Below are 14261 nucleotides of genomic sequence, written 5' to 3'. Positions count from 1 at the left end.
AAAATAACAACACTTTACCTTCTATGATTGGTTATCACTTTTTGAATTGTTTAGTCATGTCCACGGACCATTCGGGTCATGCTAAAATAGATAGAAAGAAAAGAAAGATTGATCACAGATAGGAGCTAAATTTCATTCATGATTAAAGCGATATTTTTTGACCTCGATGACACGTTACTCTGGGATGAACGCAGTGTCGAAGAAGCTTTTTCAGCCACATGCCAAAAAGCGGCGGAACAATACGAATTACAGCCTGAACAATTAGAGGAGGCCGTGCGTCAACAAGCCCGCGAGCTATACATGTCATATGAAACATATCCTTTTACAGAAAAAATCGGGATTAATCCATTCGAAGGCTTGTGGGGCGATTTTAAGGAGGGGGAACAAGCAGAATTTCACAAAATGCGTGAAATTGTACCTGCCTATCGACGCGATGCTTGGACGATGGGACTAGAACAAATCGGTGTTCACGATCCTGAACTAGGTGAAAGTTTAGCCGAACTTTTTCCCGCTGAGCGTCGCAAACGACCGATCGTCTATGAAGAAACCTATTCCGCGCTCGATCAACTAAAAGAAAAATATCCTTTATTATTGCTTACAAACGGGTCACCTGATTTGCAAAAAGAAAAACTATCCGCCGTGCCCGAACTGGCCGCTTATTTTGATCACATTGTCATTTCAGGCCAATTCGGAATTGGAAAACCAGACCACTCCATCTTTGAACATGCCCTCGAATTATTGTCTGTGGATAACAATGAGGCCATCATGGTTGGGGATAAACTTACAACCGATATCCTCGGCGCCAATCGAACAGGAATACCTTCGGCTTGGCTTAATCGGCGCGGCGTTGCCCGGGATGATGCAATCGTGCCCACATATGAAATCCACGATTTGACCGAGTTAGAAGCAGTTATTCGATCGATTGCTTAAACTCGCTCTTATAGCTGCTAAACACATAAAAAGGGAAGCCAATTTCGGCTTCCCTTTTCTTCTTTGAGAGGTCCCCTTACTTAAGCTGGTCTGGATGGTTCGCCATCTCTCTTTGAGCGAAGGCAATCATCTTTTTCACCATATTCCCACCAATTTTCCCCACTTCACGTGTGGTCATGTTGCCCCAACCTTTCTCTTGGATGTCATCATCAAGACCAAGCTCTCGCGCTGTCTCCAGTTTTAGACGATCCATTAAGTTTTCGGCTTCTGGAACAACCAGGCGGTTTCTACTCAAGTGGAATGCACCTCCAATCCTATTATCGCCGGTCTTTGTGTTTTTACCCGACCTAAAAATTTCCTTGGGTACGCGAACGGGAAAAGTCCAAACTAACAAGGGAGGTGTAGCTCATTTGAGAATTGCGCTTGTATCGATTTTAGCTCTATCGTTACTGGCGGGCTGCAACAGCGGTCCAACGCGTGATGGCATTGAAGTCAAACAACACAAACGAGAAATCAATTCGGATCGGTATATCGCGAAAGAATTCAACCATCGCCGACCTTATACTTTTAAAGAACAAAACCAAACGCAACATCCTGAGCTTGACCGTCGAATTTCTACTGAAGCAACACGCGTATACAATGTTCAAAAAGCGATCGTGCTGAGACAAGGAAAAGATATCATTATTGGCCTCACGACCAAGGCGGATCCTTGGCAGCCGCATCATGAAACGGTTGAACTGACACGAGATCGTCTACTTTCTAAAGAACCTGACCTCTACAACTATAACTTGTATTTTACGACGAACGATTTATTACAAAAACAAATGATCCGAGCCAGAAGATCCGTAGAGCAAGGCGCGACGATTAATACGACTCAACCGTATGAGCCACACTTTACGCGGATTTTAGAACAAGTTAAAGAACAACCATCCCGCTAAATGGAAAAGCAGGCATGAGGTGGAAGGCCTTCACTAATTCCCTCTGCCTGCTTTTTTGGCGCGTTTAACGAGGCGGAGTTCGGGTGAACGGGCATATTTATCGGCCCAAAATGCAACGGGAGTTTTGACCTTTACAACGCGAGATGACAACTTCCAATCGGCTGGAACGGGAGTTCTGACCCTTGCAGGCGATCAAACAGTACCCGAGCGAGGATTTCTCGGTTACAACGGGAGCTGAGACCACTACAGAACTAGATACACACCCTCACCGTCTGTAACGGGAGTTAAGACCTTTACAGCACAACGGGCCTCCTCTCCCGCCTGTTTCGCCCATCATCCTACGTGATGTATCTCTCCGCCTCAATAATTCTTTGGGCAATTTCCCTTTTTAAAGAAATAAGGTTAACAAGCGGGAAACGAACAAGTTTATTAACAATCGATAATTGCATCCGCAGCGAATCCCCTTCCGAAACAGCCGCTAAAACCCCTTTTATCTTCTGTTCTACTTTAGCAAATGATTCGTACACACAAACAGTTGTCATCTTTATTTTTTGGCTTGCTTTATTCGCTCCATCGACTTCAGTCGCTTTGCAAGCGCGAAGATAAGCGCTTTCCATCGCAAAAATTTCAATCATCATATCCGCTAGGCTTTCCAAAATCTCCTGTTCATCCTCCAACCGCTGTTGGTACACCTCCACTGCGACGCCACCCGCTAACAAAAACATTTTTTTAGCAGAATAAATCATCGCCTGCGCTATTTGCAACGGATCCCCGTTTAACGTTGGAGGAAGATACGCAATCAATTCTTCTTGCAACTGTTTTACTGCGGCAAATAGCGGAACTTCACCTTTCATCGCTTTTCTCAACAATGTGGCGGGAATCAGCAAGCGGTTGATTTCGTTGGTCCCCTCAAAAATGCGATTGATCCTAGCATCACGGTAAATACGCTCAACCAAATAATCTTCGGTGTATCCATATCCACCGTGAATTTGCACACCTTCATCCGCGATAAAATCCAAAGCTTCCGAAGCATACACTTTATTGATGGAACATTCCAACGCGTATTCTTCCAGCGTTTGAACGATCTGCTCCGTTACATCCGAATCTGACGGATCGATGCTTTGACGCGCTTGTTCCAATAAACCGCCCGTGCGAAAGACCATACTTTCCATCGCATAGGCGCGGATCGCCATCTCCGCTAGTTTTTTTTGAATGAGCGGAAATTGCGTTAAAGGACGATTGAATTGCTTGCGTTCCTTGGCGTATTTTACGGATAATTCAATCACCCACTTGCTCGTGCCAACACAACCAGCCGCAAGTTTATATCGTCCAACATTTAAAATATTAAAGGCGATGAGGTGGCCTTTGCCAATTTCCCCAAGCGTATTTTCAATGGACACTTCGGCCTCCTCTAAAATCAACGACCGAGTCGATGATCCTTTAATGCCCATCTTTCTTTCCTCTGGGCCCGTCGAAACCCCCAGTGTTTCTTTATCTACTATAAAAGCAGTAAACTTCTCGCCGTCCACTTTGGCGTATACGATAAATACATCGGCAAAACCCGCGTTTGTGATGTACTGCTTTGTTCCGTTCAACGTATAACTCTTGCCATCCGCGCTTAAAACGGCAGTCGTCTTTGCCCCAAGAGCGTCGGATCCAGAGGAGGGTTCGGTCAGACAATAGGCCGCGATTTTTTTCCCCGTGGCCAAATCAGGCAAGTATTTTTGCTTTTGCGCTTCTGTTCCGAACAACACGATTGGCAAGCTGCCAATCCCGACATGGGCTCCATGACTGAGAGCGAAGGAAGACCCGCGCGTCATATTTTCGGTGATTAACATGGCGCTAATCTGATCTAGATCTGCCCCACCGTACTCTTCAGGCACCTCAGCCCCAAGTAACCCCAACTCCCCCGCCTGCTTTAAATAATGAACGAGCATCGCAAAGTTTTGACCTTCGATTTGCTCATCTTGGGGAGAGACTTCCTTTTCAATAAATTCCGCGGTCATCGTTGCAATCATTCGTTGTTCTTCGGTCATATCCTCGGGCGTAAACACCTGCTGAGGAGTCACATCCTCCAAAACAAAACTTCCTCCTTTAACGATGTTCGGAACTTGATTCATGGCCCATTCTCCTTTCTACGGTAAAAATTCAAATACAGCCGCAGCCCCCATTCCACCGCCGATACACATGCTGACAAGTCCATAACGACTGGCTCTTTTTTGAGCCTCATACATTAAGGAGACCGTTAATTTGGTTCCTGTGCACCCTAGCGGATGCCCAAGAGCAATCGCTCCGCCATTCACATTCACTTTCTGCTCATCGATCCCTAGATGGCGAATTACATATTTGCACTGTGATGCAAACGCTTCATTAATTTCAAATAAGTCGATCTGATCTTGCGAAACGCCAGCCAGTTGCAATGCCTTCGGGATCGCCACGACAGGCCCGATGCCCATCACACTCGGTTCAACACCACCAAGCGCGAAAGAGCGAAAAATCGCCATCGGTTTAAGTCCAAGCGCTTCCGCTTTTCCCCGTTCCATGACGACTACTGCAGCCGCGCCGTCACTTCTCTGCGAGGAGTTGCCCGCTGTGACCGTTCCATTTTGTTTAAAAGCAGGTCGCAGCGACGCCAATATTTCCATATTCGTTTGCGGCCGAACCCCTTCATCTTTATCGAAAATGAGTTGACGCGTTTGCAGCTGTTCTTGTTCGTCTAAAAACGTTTCTTTAATCTCCACAGGCGTAATTTCATCTTTAAAACGACCTTTGGCAATTGCCGCAGCCGCTTTACGATGACTTTCTACCGCAAAAGCATCCTGTTCCGTCCGACTAACACCGTAACGCTCCGCCACATTTTCCGCCGTATGTCCCATCGAAATATACAACTCGGGATAATGTTCGACGAGATACGGATTGGGCAACGGGCGATAGCCTTCCATCGGAATCATACTCATGCTTTCCACGCCGCCTGCAACAATCGTATCGGCAAATCCGCACATAATCCGTTCAGCGGCTAAGGCAATCGATTGCAAACCTGAAGAACAGAAGCGATTAATCGTAAAGCCTGGCGTCGAATGCGGAAATCCCGCTCGCGCGGCAACGATTCTTCCAAGGTTGAATCCTTGTTCCCCTTCGGGCATGGCGCACCCAATAATGACATCTTCAATCTCCTCGGCGGATACGCCAGGCGCCCGACGCAAAGCTTCTTTGACAACCAAACCGCCTAAATCTTCGGGTCGCGTATTTTTTAATGATCCTCTTCCAGCTCTGCCGATAGCTGTTCTAACTCCTGAGACAAGCACGGCCTCGCGCACATCGATTCCCCCTTCAATCCATTCCTTGATTTTCGTTTAATTTCTGAGCGGTTTGTTTTTCAGCAGCATATGTTGCATTCTGGCTTGACTTTTCGGTTCCCCGCAGAGACTCAAAAAGGCTTCACGCTCCAAGTCAAGCAAATATTGTTCCGATACTTCGGTGTTTGCCGACAAAGCTCCTCCGGCCAGCACACTCGCTAACTTGCCCGCGATCTTCGCATCATGCTCAGTAATATAACCGCCTGTCTTTAACTGATAAACGCCGAGCTTCATCACCGCTAACCCCGATTCGCCAACGACCCTTATTTTACGGGCGATTGGCGGAACATAACCTGCCTTCGCCAACCCAATCACGGCTTGCTTCGCTTCGTATAATTGATGATCTTCGTTAATAGAAATTTGATCAGTCGCTCGCAAATAGCCAAGTTGTTGCGCTTCTACGGCGCTTGTCGAGACTTTAGCCATCGCAATCGTTTCAAATACGCGATTCACATACGGTTGCAAATCGACTTTGCCATCGATATCCGCGGCGGCAATTGCTCGAACGAGCATTTCTTTTGTCCCGGCCCCGCCTGGAATCAGCCCGACACCTACTTCGACTAAACCCATATATGTTTCGGCCGCCGCCTGAACGCGCGCGGCTGGCAAACAAATTTCTACACCCCCGCCTAATGTTCGAGCATATGGCGCGGCAACGATTGGTTTTTCAAAATATTTCATTTCCATGGCCATCGTTTGAAATTGCCGTACGAGCTGTTCAATCTCAAACCAATTCTCGTTTTGGGCTTCCAGTAACAACATCATCAAGTTGGCGCCGACACTAAAATTTCGAGCTTGGTTGCCAATCACCAAACCGACATAATTTTTTCGGACCTCCTCGAGTGACAAACGAACCATTTCCAATGTATCTGAACCTAACGCATTGTGTGGCGAATGAAACTCAAGGCAAGCAACTCCGTCACCTAAATCGATTAAACTTGCGCCCGCATTCTTTTGCGCTACGCGTCCTTGTTGTTTCAACTCCGATAAGCAGATCGCTCGATCGGTCCGCTGGCGCTCTTGCCATTGTCCATTCAGTTGAACATAAAGCATTTGCGCATCCTCTTGCTTATAAAACTGGGAATGACCGGCTTCCACGAGCTTCTCCACCCAGCGCGGGATCGTTTCCCCTTCTTCTTTCATTCGCCGAATCGATCGTTCCAAGCCGAGCGCATCCCATGTTTCAAATGGACCTAGTTCCCAATTAAAACCCCATTTCATCGCTTGATCGACCGCAACAATATCATCGGAAATTTCGGGGATTTTTGCTGCGGCGTACAACAACGTTCGCTTCAACACTTGCCAAACAAATTGCCCGCCAGCATCTTCCGCATAGGCAATGGTTCTGATTTTCTCAGCGAGTTGCGTTCGTTGTTTCGCCTGTTCTAAACAAGCAAACGTGGACCGTTTCGACGGCTCATATTGTTCCGTTTGTACGTTCAACTGATGGATCACTCGACCTTCGGCTGTTTTCTGTTTTTGATAGAAGCCTTTACCGGATTTTTCGCCGAAATGGCCTTGAGCGACGAGACTGGAGATGATTTTTGGCGCGGTAAAGACCGCTTTTTCGAGTGGGTCGGTAACATGCTCCCGCACATTTTCAGCCACACGCAAAAATGTGTCGAGCCCAACTAAATCCAGCGCGCGGAAGGTCGCGCTGCGCGGTCTGCCAATCGCTGTTCCCGTTAACTGATCAACGTCCGACACCGATAAACCGTAGCGATCCATTTCTTCCAGCGTCGCTAACAAACCGTACACACCGATCCGATTCGCGATAAAATTGGGTGTATCTTTGGCGATCACAACACCTTTGCCAAGCGTGAATTCACTAAAATGAATCATGGTAGAGATGATTTCCTGAGAGGTATCGGTCGTTGGGATCAGTTCTAACAACTTCATGTAGCGTGGGGGATTAAAAAAATGGGTCCCTAAAAAATGTTGTCTAAATTCATCCGAACGGCCAGCGGCCATTTTCGAAATAGAGATGCCAGACGTATTACTGCTAATAACGGAACCAGGACGCCGATGTTTTTCCACTTGAGCAAGTAGTTGTCGCTTCACTGATAGATCCTCAACTACCGCTTCAACGATCCAATCGGCTTGCCCAAGCAGCGACAAATCATCCTCAAAATTTCCGATTTGGATTCTTTCAAGAGAGGTTTTGCTGTAAAGCGGACTCGGTTTCTGTTTCGCTAACTCGGTAATAGCTGATTGCGTCAACTGATTTCGATCGTTGCTCGCCTCGCCGATTGGGCGATCAAGCAAGATAACTTTGAGCCCTACGTTGGCCAAGTGGGCCGCGATTCCCGCGCCCATCACACCCGAACCAAGCACGGCTACCTTTTTGATTTGACGTTTCATTAGATCCCTCCTGGCTGTATCGCTTTACCCGTTCACTTCTAAGCTATATGTCAAACTTTGCATGAATAGTAGAAGGATTGATAATTTCAGGCGTAAATTACACTTCCTAATTTTTGGGGTGATACGGGATTGCAAATCGGTGATGAGCTCGTGGACTTTAGGGGAACCTAAACTTTAACTATTTGAAAGGGGGAGTTTTAGGATGACAACGATCAGCGATGATCAACGATTTGAGGCATATGTTAATCTTATCGAAAATAAAGTAAACCGCCCATTAACCGAAGAAGAATTGAAGAAAGTGCGTTTTATTAGTGAAATTGAAGCGGACACGGAATTCGCGCACATTTTTGAGGATCTAGGCGATACATTAGCAGAAGATGAATCATAAGAAAACAAACAGGGCGACCCCATACGGGTCGCCCTGAGATTTATGCGAGATCTGCAAAGGTTTCTCGATTAAATGATCGCTCATAACAGCATCTATCCTGACGACGAATACCGCTCCTGCCAATCGGCATCCGTGAGCCAATTTTTCGGATAAGTCTGTCCATCCAAACGCTAAGCGGAGTCTTTCATCTTGTTTTTTTGTCCAAAAGAACCGTGGGATGTGATCGTATAGAGGGCTAACGCGAGCCATATAAAACCAAAACTAATCAAGTGAGTCCACGTAAACGTTTCTTTGTATAAAAAAATACCCAGCAACAGTGTAATCGTCGGTGAAACATATTGAATAAAACTGATCATCGTATAAGGGATTCGTTTTGCGGCCTGGGCGAACCACAAGAGAGGGACCGCCGTAATCACCCCTGAACTCGCCAGCAATAAAAAAGTTGGCAACGATATACTTGAAAGTGAGCTGGTCCCGTTCAGTTCCAACCGAAATAAATAAAAGAAAGCAACTGGAAACACCATCAGCGTTTCTAAGCCTAAGGCGATTAAAGAGTCGAGTTCGATCATTTTTTTGGTTAAGCCATAGAATGCAAAGGTTAACGCGAGTGATAAAGCGATCCAAGGGAATTTTCCGTACTCAATAGTTAAGATAGTCACCCCGACTGCCGCGAACAGCATGGAAATCGCTTGCCAGCGACGCAGTCCTTCCTTTAATACAAGCACACCTAACGCAAAACTAAACAGGGGGTTAATATAATAGCCTAAACTGGCCTCAATGACATGATCATTGTTCACGGCCCATATATAAGTGAACCAATTGGCGCTAATCAGAAAGCCGCTGCACGTTACTGTTATCCAATTTCTCCGACTCGACAGGACGGCTTTGACTTGAAAAATGCGTTTACTGATAAACAATACAACACCCACAAACAGAAAAGACCAAAAAACGCGATGAGCTAAGATCTCTCCAGCCGGAATGTCCTGCAGACTTTTCCAATAGATCGCCAAGATCCCCCATAAGATATAAGCCCCTATCGCATACCAGATCCCTTTTCGTTCCTCGCTCATCCGCGCACCTTCTATCCGACTAATATGATCAAATTAACACATTTCAAAACAAAAAGGTGACTCGTCCGTTTGAATATAATCAAACACAAGTCACCTCTAGAAATTTTTCTCTAACTGGAGTGCTTCTGACGGTCTCTAGATTTTTTCTTAATCGCTTGACCCATTTTGGAGGGCTGCTTATTTTCGGTAGTCTTTAAAAGGTGTAAGGCTTCCAAATAAGTAGCTCCATGATCCATGTGGCGCTTTAAACGGGCCTGAAAATCCTTCATCCTACCATCCCTCCTTACTGCTTATACTTCTATTATGGACCTATTTTTATGTATTTTCAAGAGGGATAAGCATCTAAAAACGACACTTTTGATTCATTGTGTCGCATTCCTGACAAGCTTACTTTAACGCTTGGCTCGGCAATAATACCGCTTCCTGTTCTTACACGCGGATAGCCGTCTCCAATGCGATATCAATCATATCCCGAAATGTTGTTTCTCGTTCAGCCGCGGTCGTTTCTTCCCCCGTAATCAAATGGTCGCTCACCGTCAAAATCGAGAGCGCTTTCCGATTGAATTTAGCCGCTAACGTATACAACGCTGATGTTTCCATCTCAACGGCCAACGTCTGGTATGCGGCTAGCCTTTGCGTCACTTCAGGATCTTCATTGTAAAAAGTATCGGTTGTAAACACACTGCCAACATGGACAATAGACCCTTTGCTTGTCGCGCTTTCATACGCCTTTTTGACTAAATCAAAATGGGCAGTCGGAGCAAAATCCAATCCTTTAAAGCGAAGCTGGTTAAAGGAGGAATCCGTTGAAGCGCTCAAGGCGATGATCACATCTCGCACTTTCACTTCCTCGCGCATTGCCCCACATGAGCCAACCCGAATTAATTGTTGGACACCGTAACTCTCCATTAATTCATGAATATAGATGGAGATCGAAGGTATTCCCATCCCTGTGCCTTGCACGGACACCGCTTGCCCTTGATACGTTCCTGTGTAACCGAGCATACCGCGCACTTCATTGTAACAAACCGCATTTTCCAAAAAATTTTCAGCAATATATTTTGCCCTAAGCGGATCGCCGGGCAATAACACCGTTGGAGCAATCGCGCCGGGTTTAGCGCCAAGATGGATACTCATTTTTGTCAATTCCCTCCTAAACATGGAATCATTTCCTCGCGCATAGTATAACATATTCTGTTATGCCAGTTTGGCAGTTTTCATCCAACTTTATACAACTAGGCAATCGTTCGCCGGCTGGTCGCCGTTTCCCCTTCCAGTAAAGGTGAATAGGATAAACGAAGCTATGAAAGGGGTGACCAAACCAATGGCGCTTATAATCTTAGATCCCGGACACGGCGGACATGATGGGGGCGCGCGCGGTTACGGGTTAGTCGAAAAAGATCTTACCTTGCGGATTGGTTTAAAGGTCCGTGATTCATTGCTGCAACGTTATCTAGTCGAAGTTAAAATGACGAGAGAGACGGATACTTTCATTAGTTTATCTGGGCGGGCAGAATTTGCGAATCGACTCAACGCCGATTACTTTGTCTCCCTTCATCATAACGCTGCTGGCGGCGAAGGTTTTGAAAGTTATGTTTATAGAGGAACAACAAATAATGTAACAATTAGACGACAACAGATCCTCCACCAAGAAATCATGAATTATCTAAGAACGCTTGGAGTACGTGATCGCGGAACAAAGCAAGCGAATTTCGCGGTTTTACGACAGACAAAAATGCCCGCCATTCTTTTGGAGAATCTATTTCTTGACCACCCGCTCGATGCCGAACTTCTCAAAAACCCTGTTGTTCTGAATCAGCTATCGCATAGTGTTGCCACAGGCATCGCTAAAGCGTTTGACCTACAAGAACGAAATCCCGCGCCGACGTTAACTCCACAGCCTCCCACACCCACACCTATTCCTCCTCCAGAACAACCAGATTCGCCTGATTGGAAAGATGAGGCTGTTGATTGGATGTTACAAGAAGGATTATTGACCCATGCGGATTGGAAGAAGTCGTTGGAAAACCCGTTGCCGTTATGGGCTTTCGCTGTTGTGTTAAAAAGATTATATGAAAAGATGGAGTAAGCGATAGAAATAGCAAAGAGCTTGCATATTAGATGACGATTTATCACACCCTATCAATCGGTTGGGATTTTTAGCTCAACACAAATAATAAAAAGGGTGTGTTCTTTCTCATGGCTAAACAACATGTTCAGCAAGCCATTTCGGCTGCTCAAGAAGCGCAACAAGCTTTGACTAACGCGCAAGCGAGCGCAAATCAACAACAGATTCAACAAGCGCAACAACAGTTGGAGCAGGCGCATCAACAACTTCAAGATGTTCAAGATCAATACGGCCAACAAACTGAAATTACGTATGAATTGCAACAATCGTTGCAAGAAGCGGAAAAATCTCTTCAAGCGATCCAACAAAACAACTTACAATAAAGGATTTTTGGGCCATCTGATAAGATTGGCCCTTTTTATTTCCATCCATTCCCAAAGTATGTTTTGTTCAATTTATCGCATCATAAAAACTATTGGGTCGAAAGACTCAATAAAAGCGATCTTAGAAAGGTGTGTTTTAAACCGATGGCAAAACGACAAGCGAAAAACAAAATGAACGAACAGAACCTAACTAAGCATGGGCAACCAGCTGCCGATCAAAAAATTGATTCCCTCTTGCAGCTAAATCGTGAAGATTGCGGTTCGTACAGCTGCGCCAAAGAAGACCAAAAATAACCTCTTGTTTCTATCCTTGAGCCGACGTCCATCGTCGGCTTCCCAACTCCCCACGCGCTCCAATACAATTATCCGAACTTACAATTATTCTTATCAAGATGACTCTCTCATGTTAATATAGTATTCACTAGATCAACTTTGGAAACAAGGGAGAGGATCTGAGCAGATGAAGTATCATGTTTTAGGAAGAACGGGGCAATCAGTATCTGCCCTTGGCTTCGGGACGATGAACCTTCCACATCAAGATTTGGATATATCGAAAAGAGCTTTAAATTACGCGTTGGATCGGGGCATTAATTACATCGATACCGCGCCAAACTATAAAAACAGCGAAGAAATTATCGGTGAATCCATTTCCCAGCGCAGACAAGAATTTTTCTTAGCGACAAAGCTGCGCCAAAGGGATTATCAGGCTGGAAAAGCGGAAATCGAGCAAAGTTTGCGGCGCTTAAAAACAGACTACATTGATTTACTGCAAATCCATTACGTCAACCACGATCATGAGTATGATCAAATTATAGGTAAAGACGGGGCGCTGAAAGCCGCCTTAGAAGCGCAACGAGCGGGTTACGTTCGTTTTCTTGGCATTTCAGGACATCGACCCGAACTTCTTGCAAAATGGATTGGATCAGATATTTATGACACTGTTCTGTTTCATATGAGCTTAGTTCAACCTTTTGCCTTGCAGGATTTAATCCCGACCTGCCAACAGTTGAACGTCGGAATGATCGGCATGAAGCCCCTATCTGGCGCCTTTGTCAAACCTGCCAGCATGGCGTTGCGTTTTTCTCACAGCACACCGATTGACGTGTTACTATCAGGGATGAAAACAGTCGACGAGGTCAAAGAAAACATCGCCGCTTTAGAGACAAGAATAGAACCGAAAGAAAAAGAGCAATTGTGGTCGCTAGCCGCCGAATTAGGGGAGCACGGTTGTAGACGTTGCAATTATTGCTCCTGTCCGATAGGTATCCGCATTCCTGATATCATGATTTCACATTTAGCTAGGGAAAAAATGGGGTTGCTCGGGCGCGGGGCGCAATTTTATGAAGAGCAAGCAGCGAAAATCCAGCAATGTCATGAATATGAGCCGTGCAGGAAAAAACCATTATGTGAACCCGCTTGTCCTTACGATTTGCCCATGCAGCAGACAATCCAACGCCAGAGCAAAGTCGGAGCAAAATAAACCATCCCCAATCGTTCTTGGGAATGGTTTATTAATGTCCACGAGCTGTTAAAACCAAAATTCTGGGTATTTCCTCTGAGAAGAGATATTGTTGACGATCACGGCTACAGCAACGAGCACAAGCGCTCCTAATCCGATGGGTGATAATACGAAAGAAAAGCTTTGCTCTGTATACACAGCGATAAAAGCGGTTGCTCCGCCTGGAGGATGTAACGTATAGGTCAAACTCATAAACAAAATGGCAAGTGAAACCCCAAGGGCAATCGTCCACCAATGCAATCCGAATGCCTGATAGACGGAAACACCAGTAATAGCCGAGATCAGGTGTCCTCCGACGACATTCCTTGGTTGAGACATCGGTGCATGACAGGCCCCGTATACTAAGACAGCGGTTGCGCCAAATGAAGGAGCGAGCAACGGGACATTATAGATGTAGTTGATAATGGCTACTAAAGCTAAGCCAACAAAACTACCCAAGGCTGTCACAAGGTAGTCTGTGTAATGCGCTCTTTGAAAACGAGGTCGATTTCCGCCTCGCATTTTTAATAAATAAGGATCAGGCCTCGTCACCTCTTCTTCCACTGTTAACTTTTTTAACGTTTCCAATTATAGCACCTCCATCGATCCAATGTCTGATTGTTAAACACTACTTTACGATCAATACGGGGCAACTCGCATGCTGCGCGACATGGTGGCTTGCGCTACCCAGGAACAGTTCCTTTAGTCCGCTGTGTCCCCTACTACCCATGATTACGATATCAGCTTGTTGTTCCGCAGCATACTCAACAATTGTTTTTCCAGGGTTCCCTTCTAATGGAAGCGTTTTAACTGGATTCGGCAGCGAACGAAGTTCTTCCTCAACAAGCTGAAGCTCTGCTTGCGCGCTTAACATGAATTCTTGGCGTAAGTATCCGATATCGATTAAAGTTATCCCCGAATGGTGAACGATATCACGCATATTGACTACAGTAATTACATCCAATTCGATCCCTGGGTCTTGTTTTAAAAAAGAAATCGCAAATTTTAACGCTTTTTTACTAAGTTCTGAACCGTCATAAGCCAAAACAATTTTTGAGCAAACTGTAATCATGCTAAGACACCCCTTTCAGAAATATCCCGCGTTTTTTTGTTTATCTTTTAGCGTATCTTTTAAGCTTAAGCTAAATTTTAAATTCACGATGTGACGCATATCACAATTTATACACTAAAATTAAAACTATATAAGCAAAATTTAGTCCAAATAAAAAAGGGTGTCGCCACCCTCATTTCACCCATAGACTTTATTGA

Annotated in this window: 16 protein-coding genes; 7 read left to right on the top strand and 9 right to left on the bottom strand. The window is 45.4% G+C overall.

Annotation, left to right across the window (positions count from 1 at the left end; translation table 11 throughout):
* Positions 1-138 precede the first annotated feature (138 nt).
* Positions 139-930: an HAD family hydrolase gene (locus BEP19_RS09980; protein ID WP_120189727.1), complete on the top strand. Its 792-nt coding sequence runs from the start codon at positions 139-141 to the stop codon at positions 928-930.
* A gap of 76 nt (positions 931-1006) precedes the next feature.
* Here BEP19_RS09980 and BEP19_RS09975 read toward each other — a convergent pair whose 3' ends face one another.
* On the bottom strand, positions 1007-1225 hold the full coding sequence (locus BEP19_RS09975; RefSeq protein WP_120189726.1) for an alpha/beta-type small acid-soluble spore protein: 219 nt from the start codon (positions 1223-1225) through the stop codon (positions 1007-1009).
* A gap of 115 nt (positions 1226-1340) precedes the next feature.
* On the opposite strand from BEP19_RS09975, the gene BEP19_RS09970 reads away from it, so the two are divergent.
* Entirely contained in the window at positions 1341-1868 is a 528-nt protein-coding gene (locus BEP19_RS09970; protein WP_120189725.1) for a hypothetical protein, read from the top strand.
* A 338-nt stretch (positions 1869-2206) separates the two neighbouring features.
* Here the strand turns inward: BEP19_RS09970 and BEP19_RS09965 are convergent, their stop codons facing one another.
* From BEP19_RS09965 to BEP19_RS09955, 3 genes are read right to left on the bottom strand one after another with little or no spacing between them, the layout of a single operon-like run.
* Positions 2207-3988 carry an acyl-CoA dehydrogenase family protein gene (locus BEP19_RS09965; RefSeq protein ID WP_120189724.1) on the bottom strand — a complete coding sequence of 594 codons (1782 nt, stop codon included), beginning with the start codon at positions 3986-3988 and terminating at the stop codon, positions 2207-2209.
* Positions 3989-4003: 15 nt separating this feature from the next.
* Entirely contained in the window at positions 4004-5185 is a 1182-nt protein-coding gene (locus BEP19_RS09960; RefSeq protein ID WP_120189723.1) for an acetyl-CoA C-acyltransferase, read from the bottom strand.
* Between the two features lie 36 nt (positions 5186-5221).
* A complete protein-coding gene (locus tag BEP19_RS09955; RefSeq protein WP_120189722.1) occupies positions 5222-7585 on the bottom strand; it encodes a 3-hydroxyacyl-CoA dehydrogenase/enoyl-CoA hydratase family protein in 2364 nt (787 codons plus the stop codon).
* A gap of 202 nt (positions 7586-7787) precedes the next feature.
* Between BEP19_RS09955 and BEP19_RS09950 the strand changes: the two genes are divergently transcribed.
* Entirely contained in the window at positions 7788-7973 is a 186-nt protein-coding gene (locus BEP19_RS09950; RefSeq protein ID WP_120189721.1) for a hypothetical protein, read from the top strand.
* Positions 7974-8143: 170 nt separating this feature from the next.
* Here the strand turns inward: BEP19_RS09950 and rarD are convergent, their stop codons facing one another.
* The 3 genes from rarD to deoD form a co-directional block, all read right to left on the bottom strand.
* On the bottom strand, positions 8144-9043 hold the full coding sequence (rarD, locus tag BEP19_RS09945) for an EamA family transporter RarD (RefSeq protein WP_120189720.1): 900 nt from the start codon (positions 9041-9043) through the stop codon (positions 8144-8146).
* Between the two features lie 110 nt (positions 9044-9153).
* Positions 9154-9312, bottom strand: coding sequence for a hypothetical protein (locus BEP19_RS17665; protein WP_170145330.1), 159 nt, complete (start codon positions 9310-9312; stop codon positions 9154-9156).
* Positions 9313-9472: 160 nt separating this feature from the next.
* Positions 9473-10180, bottom strand: coding sequence for a purine-nucleoside phosphorylase (deoD, locus tag BEP19_RS09940; RefSeq protein WP_120189719.1), 708 nt, complete (start codon positions 10178-10180; stop codon positions 9473-9475).
* A gap of 187 nt (positions 10181-10367) precedes the next feature.
* On the opposite strand from deoD, the gene BEP19_RS09935 reads away from it, so the two are divergent.
* From BEP19_RS09935 to BEP19_RS09925, 4 genes are all read left to right on the top strand, one after another.
* Complete coding sequence (locus BEP19_RS09935) at positions 10368-11132, top strand: N-acetylmuramoyl-L-alanine amidase family protein (protein ID WP_120189718.1); 765 nt, start codon at positions 10368-10370, stop codon at positions 11130-11132.
* Positions 11133-11242: 110 nt separating this feature from the next.
* Positions 11243-11494, top strand: a complete 252-nt coding sequence (locus BEP19_RS09930) for a hypothetical protein (protein ID WP_120189717.1) — start codon at positions 11243-11245, stop codon at positions 11492-11494.
* Positions 11495-11638: 144 nt separating this feature from the next.
* Complete coding sequence (locus BEP19_RS17660; RefSeq protein WP_170145329.1) at positions 11639-11788, top strand: hypothetical protein; 150 nt, start codon at positions 11639-11641, stop codon at positions 11786-11788.
* Positions 11789-11954: 166 nt separating this feature from the next.
* A complete protein-coding gene (locus BEP19_RS09925) occupies positions 11955-12974 on the top strand; it encodes an aldo/keto reductase (RefSeq protein WP_120189716.1) in 1020 nt (339 codons plus the stop codon).
* A 48-nt stretch (positions 12975-13022) separates the two neighbouring features.
* Here the strand turns inward: BEP19_RS09925 and BEP19_RS09920 are convergent, their stop codons facing one another.
* Both BEP19_RS09920 and BEP19_RS09915 read right to left on the bottom strand, forming a co-directional pair.
* Entirely contained in the window at positions 13023-13580 is a 558-nt protein-coding gene (locus BEP19_RS09920; RefSeq protein WP_211329332.1) for an HPP family protein, read from the bottom strand.
* Between the two features lie 40 nt (positions 13581-13620).
* Complete coding sequence (locus tag BEP19_RS09915) at positions 13621-14064, bottom strand: universal stress protein (RefSeq protein WP_120189715.1); 444 nt, start codon at positions 14062-14064, stop codon at positions 13621-13623.
* Between the last annotated feature and the right edge of the window lie 197 nt (positions 14065-14261).

Source organism: Ammoniphilus oxalaticus, assembly GCF_003609605.1.
GTDB classification, from domain to species: domain Bacteria; phylum Bacillota; class Bacilli; order Aneurinibacillales; family RAOX-1; genus Ammoniphilus; species Ammoniphilus oxalaticus.
The sequence above is the reverse complement of the archived record's forward strand: the minus strand, read 5'-3'. Positions and strand labels throughout refer to the sequence as shown.

Excerpts from the sequence above, each read along its gene's own strand:
- BEP19_RS09950 (WP_120189721.1), top strand. The coding sequence starts at position 7,788 with ATGACAACGATCAGCGATGATCAACGATTTGAGGCATATGTTAATCTT.
- BEP19_RS09925 (WP_120189716.1), top strand. The coding sequence starts at position 11,955 with ATGAAGTATCATGTTTTAGGAAGAACGGGGCAATCAGTATCTGCCCTT.
- BEP19_RS09955 (WP_120189722.1), bottom strand. The coding sequence starts at position 7,585 with ATGAAACGTCAAATCAAAAAGGTAGCCGTGCTTGGTTCGGGTGTGATG.
- BEP19_RS09935 (WP_120189718.1), top strand. The coding sequence starts at position 10,368 with ATGGCGCTTATAATCTTAGATCCCGGACACGGCGGACATGATGGGGGC.
- BEP19_RS09980 (WP_120189727.1), top strand. The coding sequence starts at position 139 with ATGATTAAAGCGATATTTTTTGACCTCGATGACACGTTACTCTGGGAT.
- BEP19_RS17665 (WP_170145330.1), bottom strand. The coding sequence starts at position 9,312 with ATGAAGGATTTTCAGGCCCGTTTAAAGCGCCACATGGATCATGGAGCT.
- BEP19_RS09965 (WP_120189724.1), bottom strand. The coding sequence starts at position 3,988 with ATGAATCAAGTTCCGAACATCGTTAAAGGAGGAAGTTTTGTTTTGGAG.
- rarD (WP_120189720.1), bottom strand. The coding sequence starts at position 9,043 with ATGAGCGAGGAACGAAAAGGGATCTGGTATGCGATAGGGGCTTATATC.
- BEP19_RS17660 (WP_170145329.1), top strand. The coding sequence starts at position 11,639 with ATGGCAAAACGACAAGCGAAAAACAAAATGAACGAACAGAACCTAACT.
- BEP19_RS09930 (WP_120189717.1), top strand. The coding sequence starts at position 11,243 with ATGGCTAAACAACATGTTCAGCAAGCCATTTCGGCTGCTCAAGAAGCG.
- BEP19_RS09915 (WP_120189715.1), bottom strand. The coding sequence starts at position 14,064 with ATGATTACAGTTTGCTCAAAAATTGTTTTGGCTTATGACGGTTCAGAA.
- deoD (WP_120189719.1), bottom strand. The coding sequence starts at position 10,180 with ATGAGTATCCATCTTGGCGCTAAACCCGGCGCGATTGCTCCAACGGTG.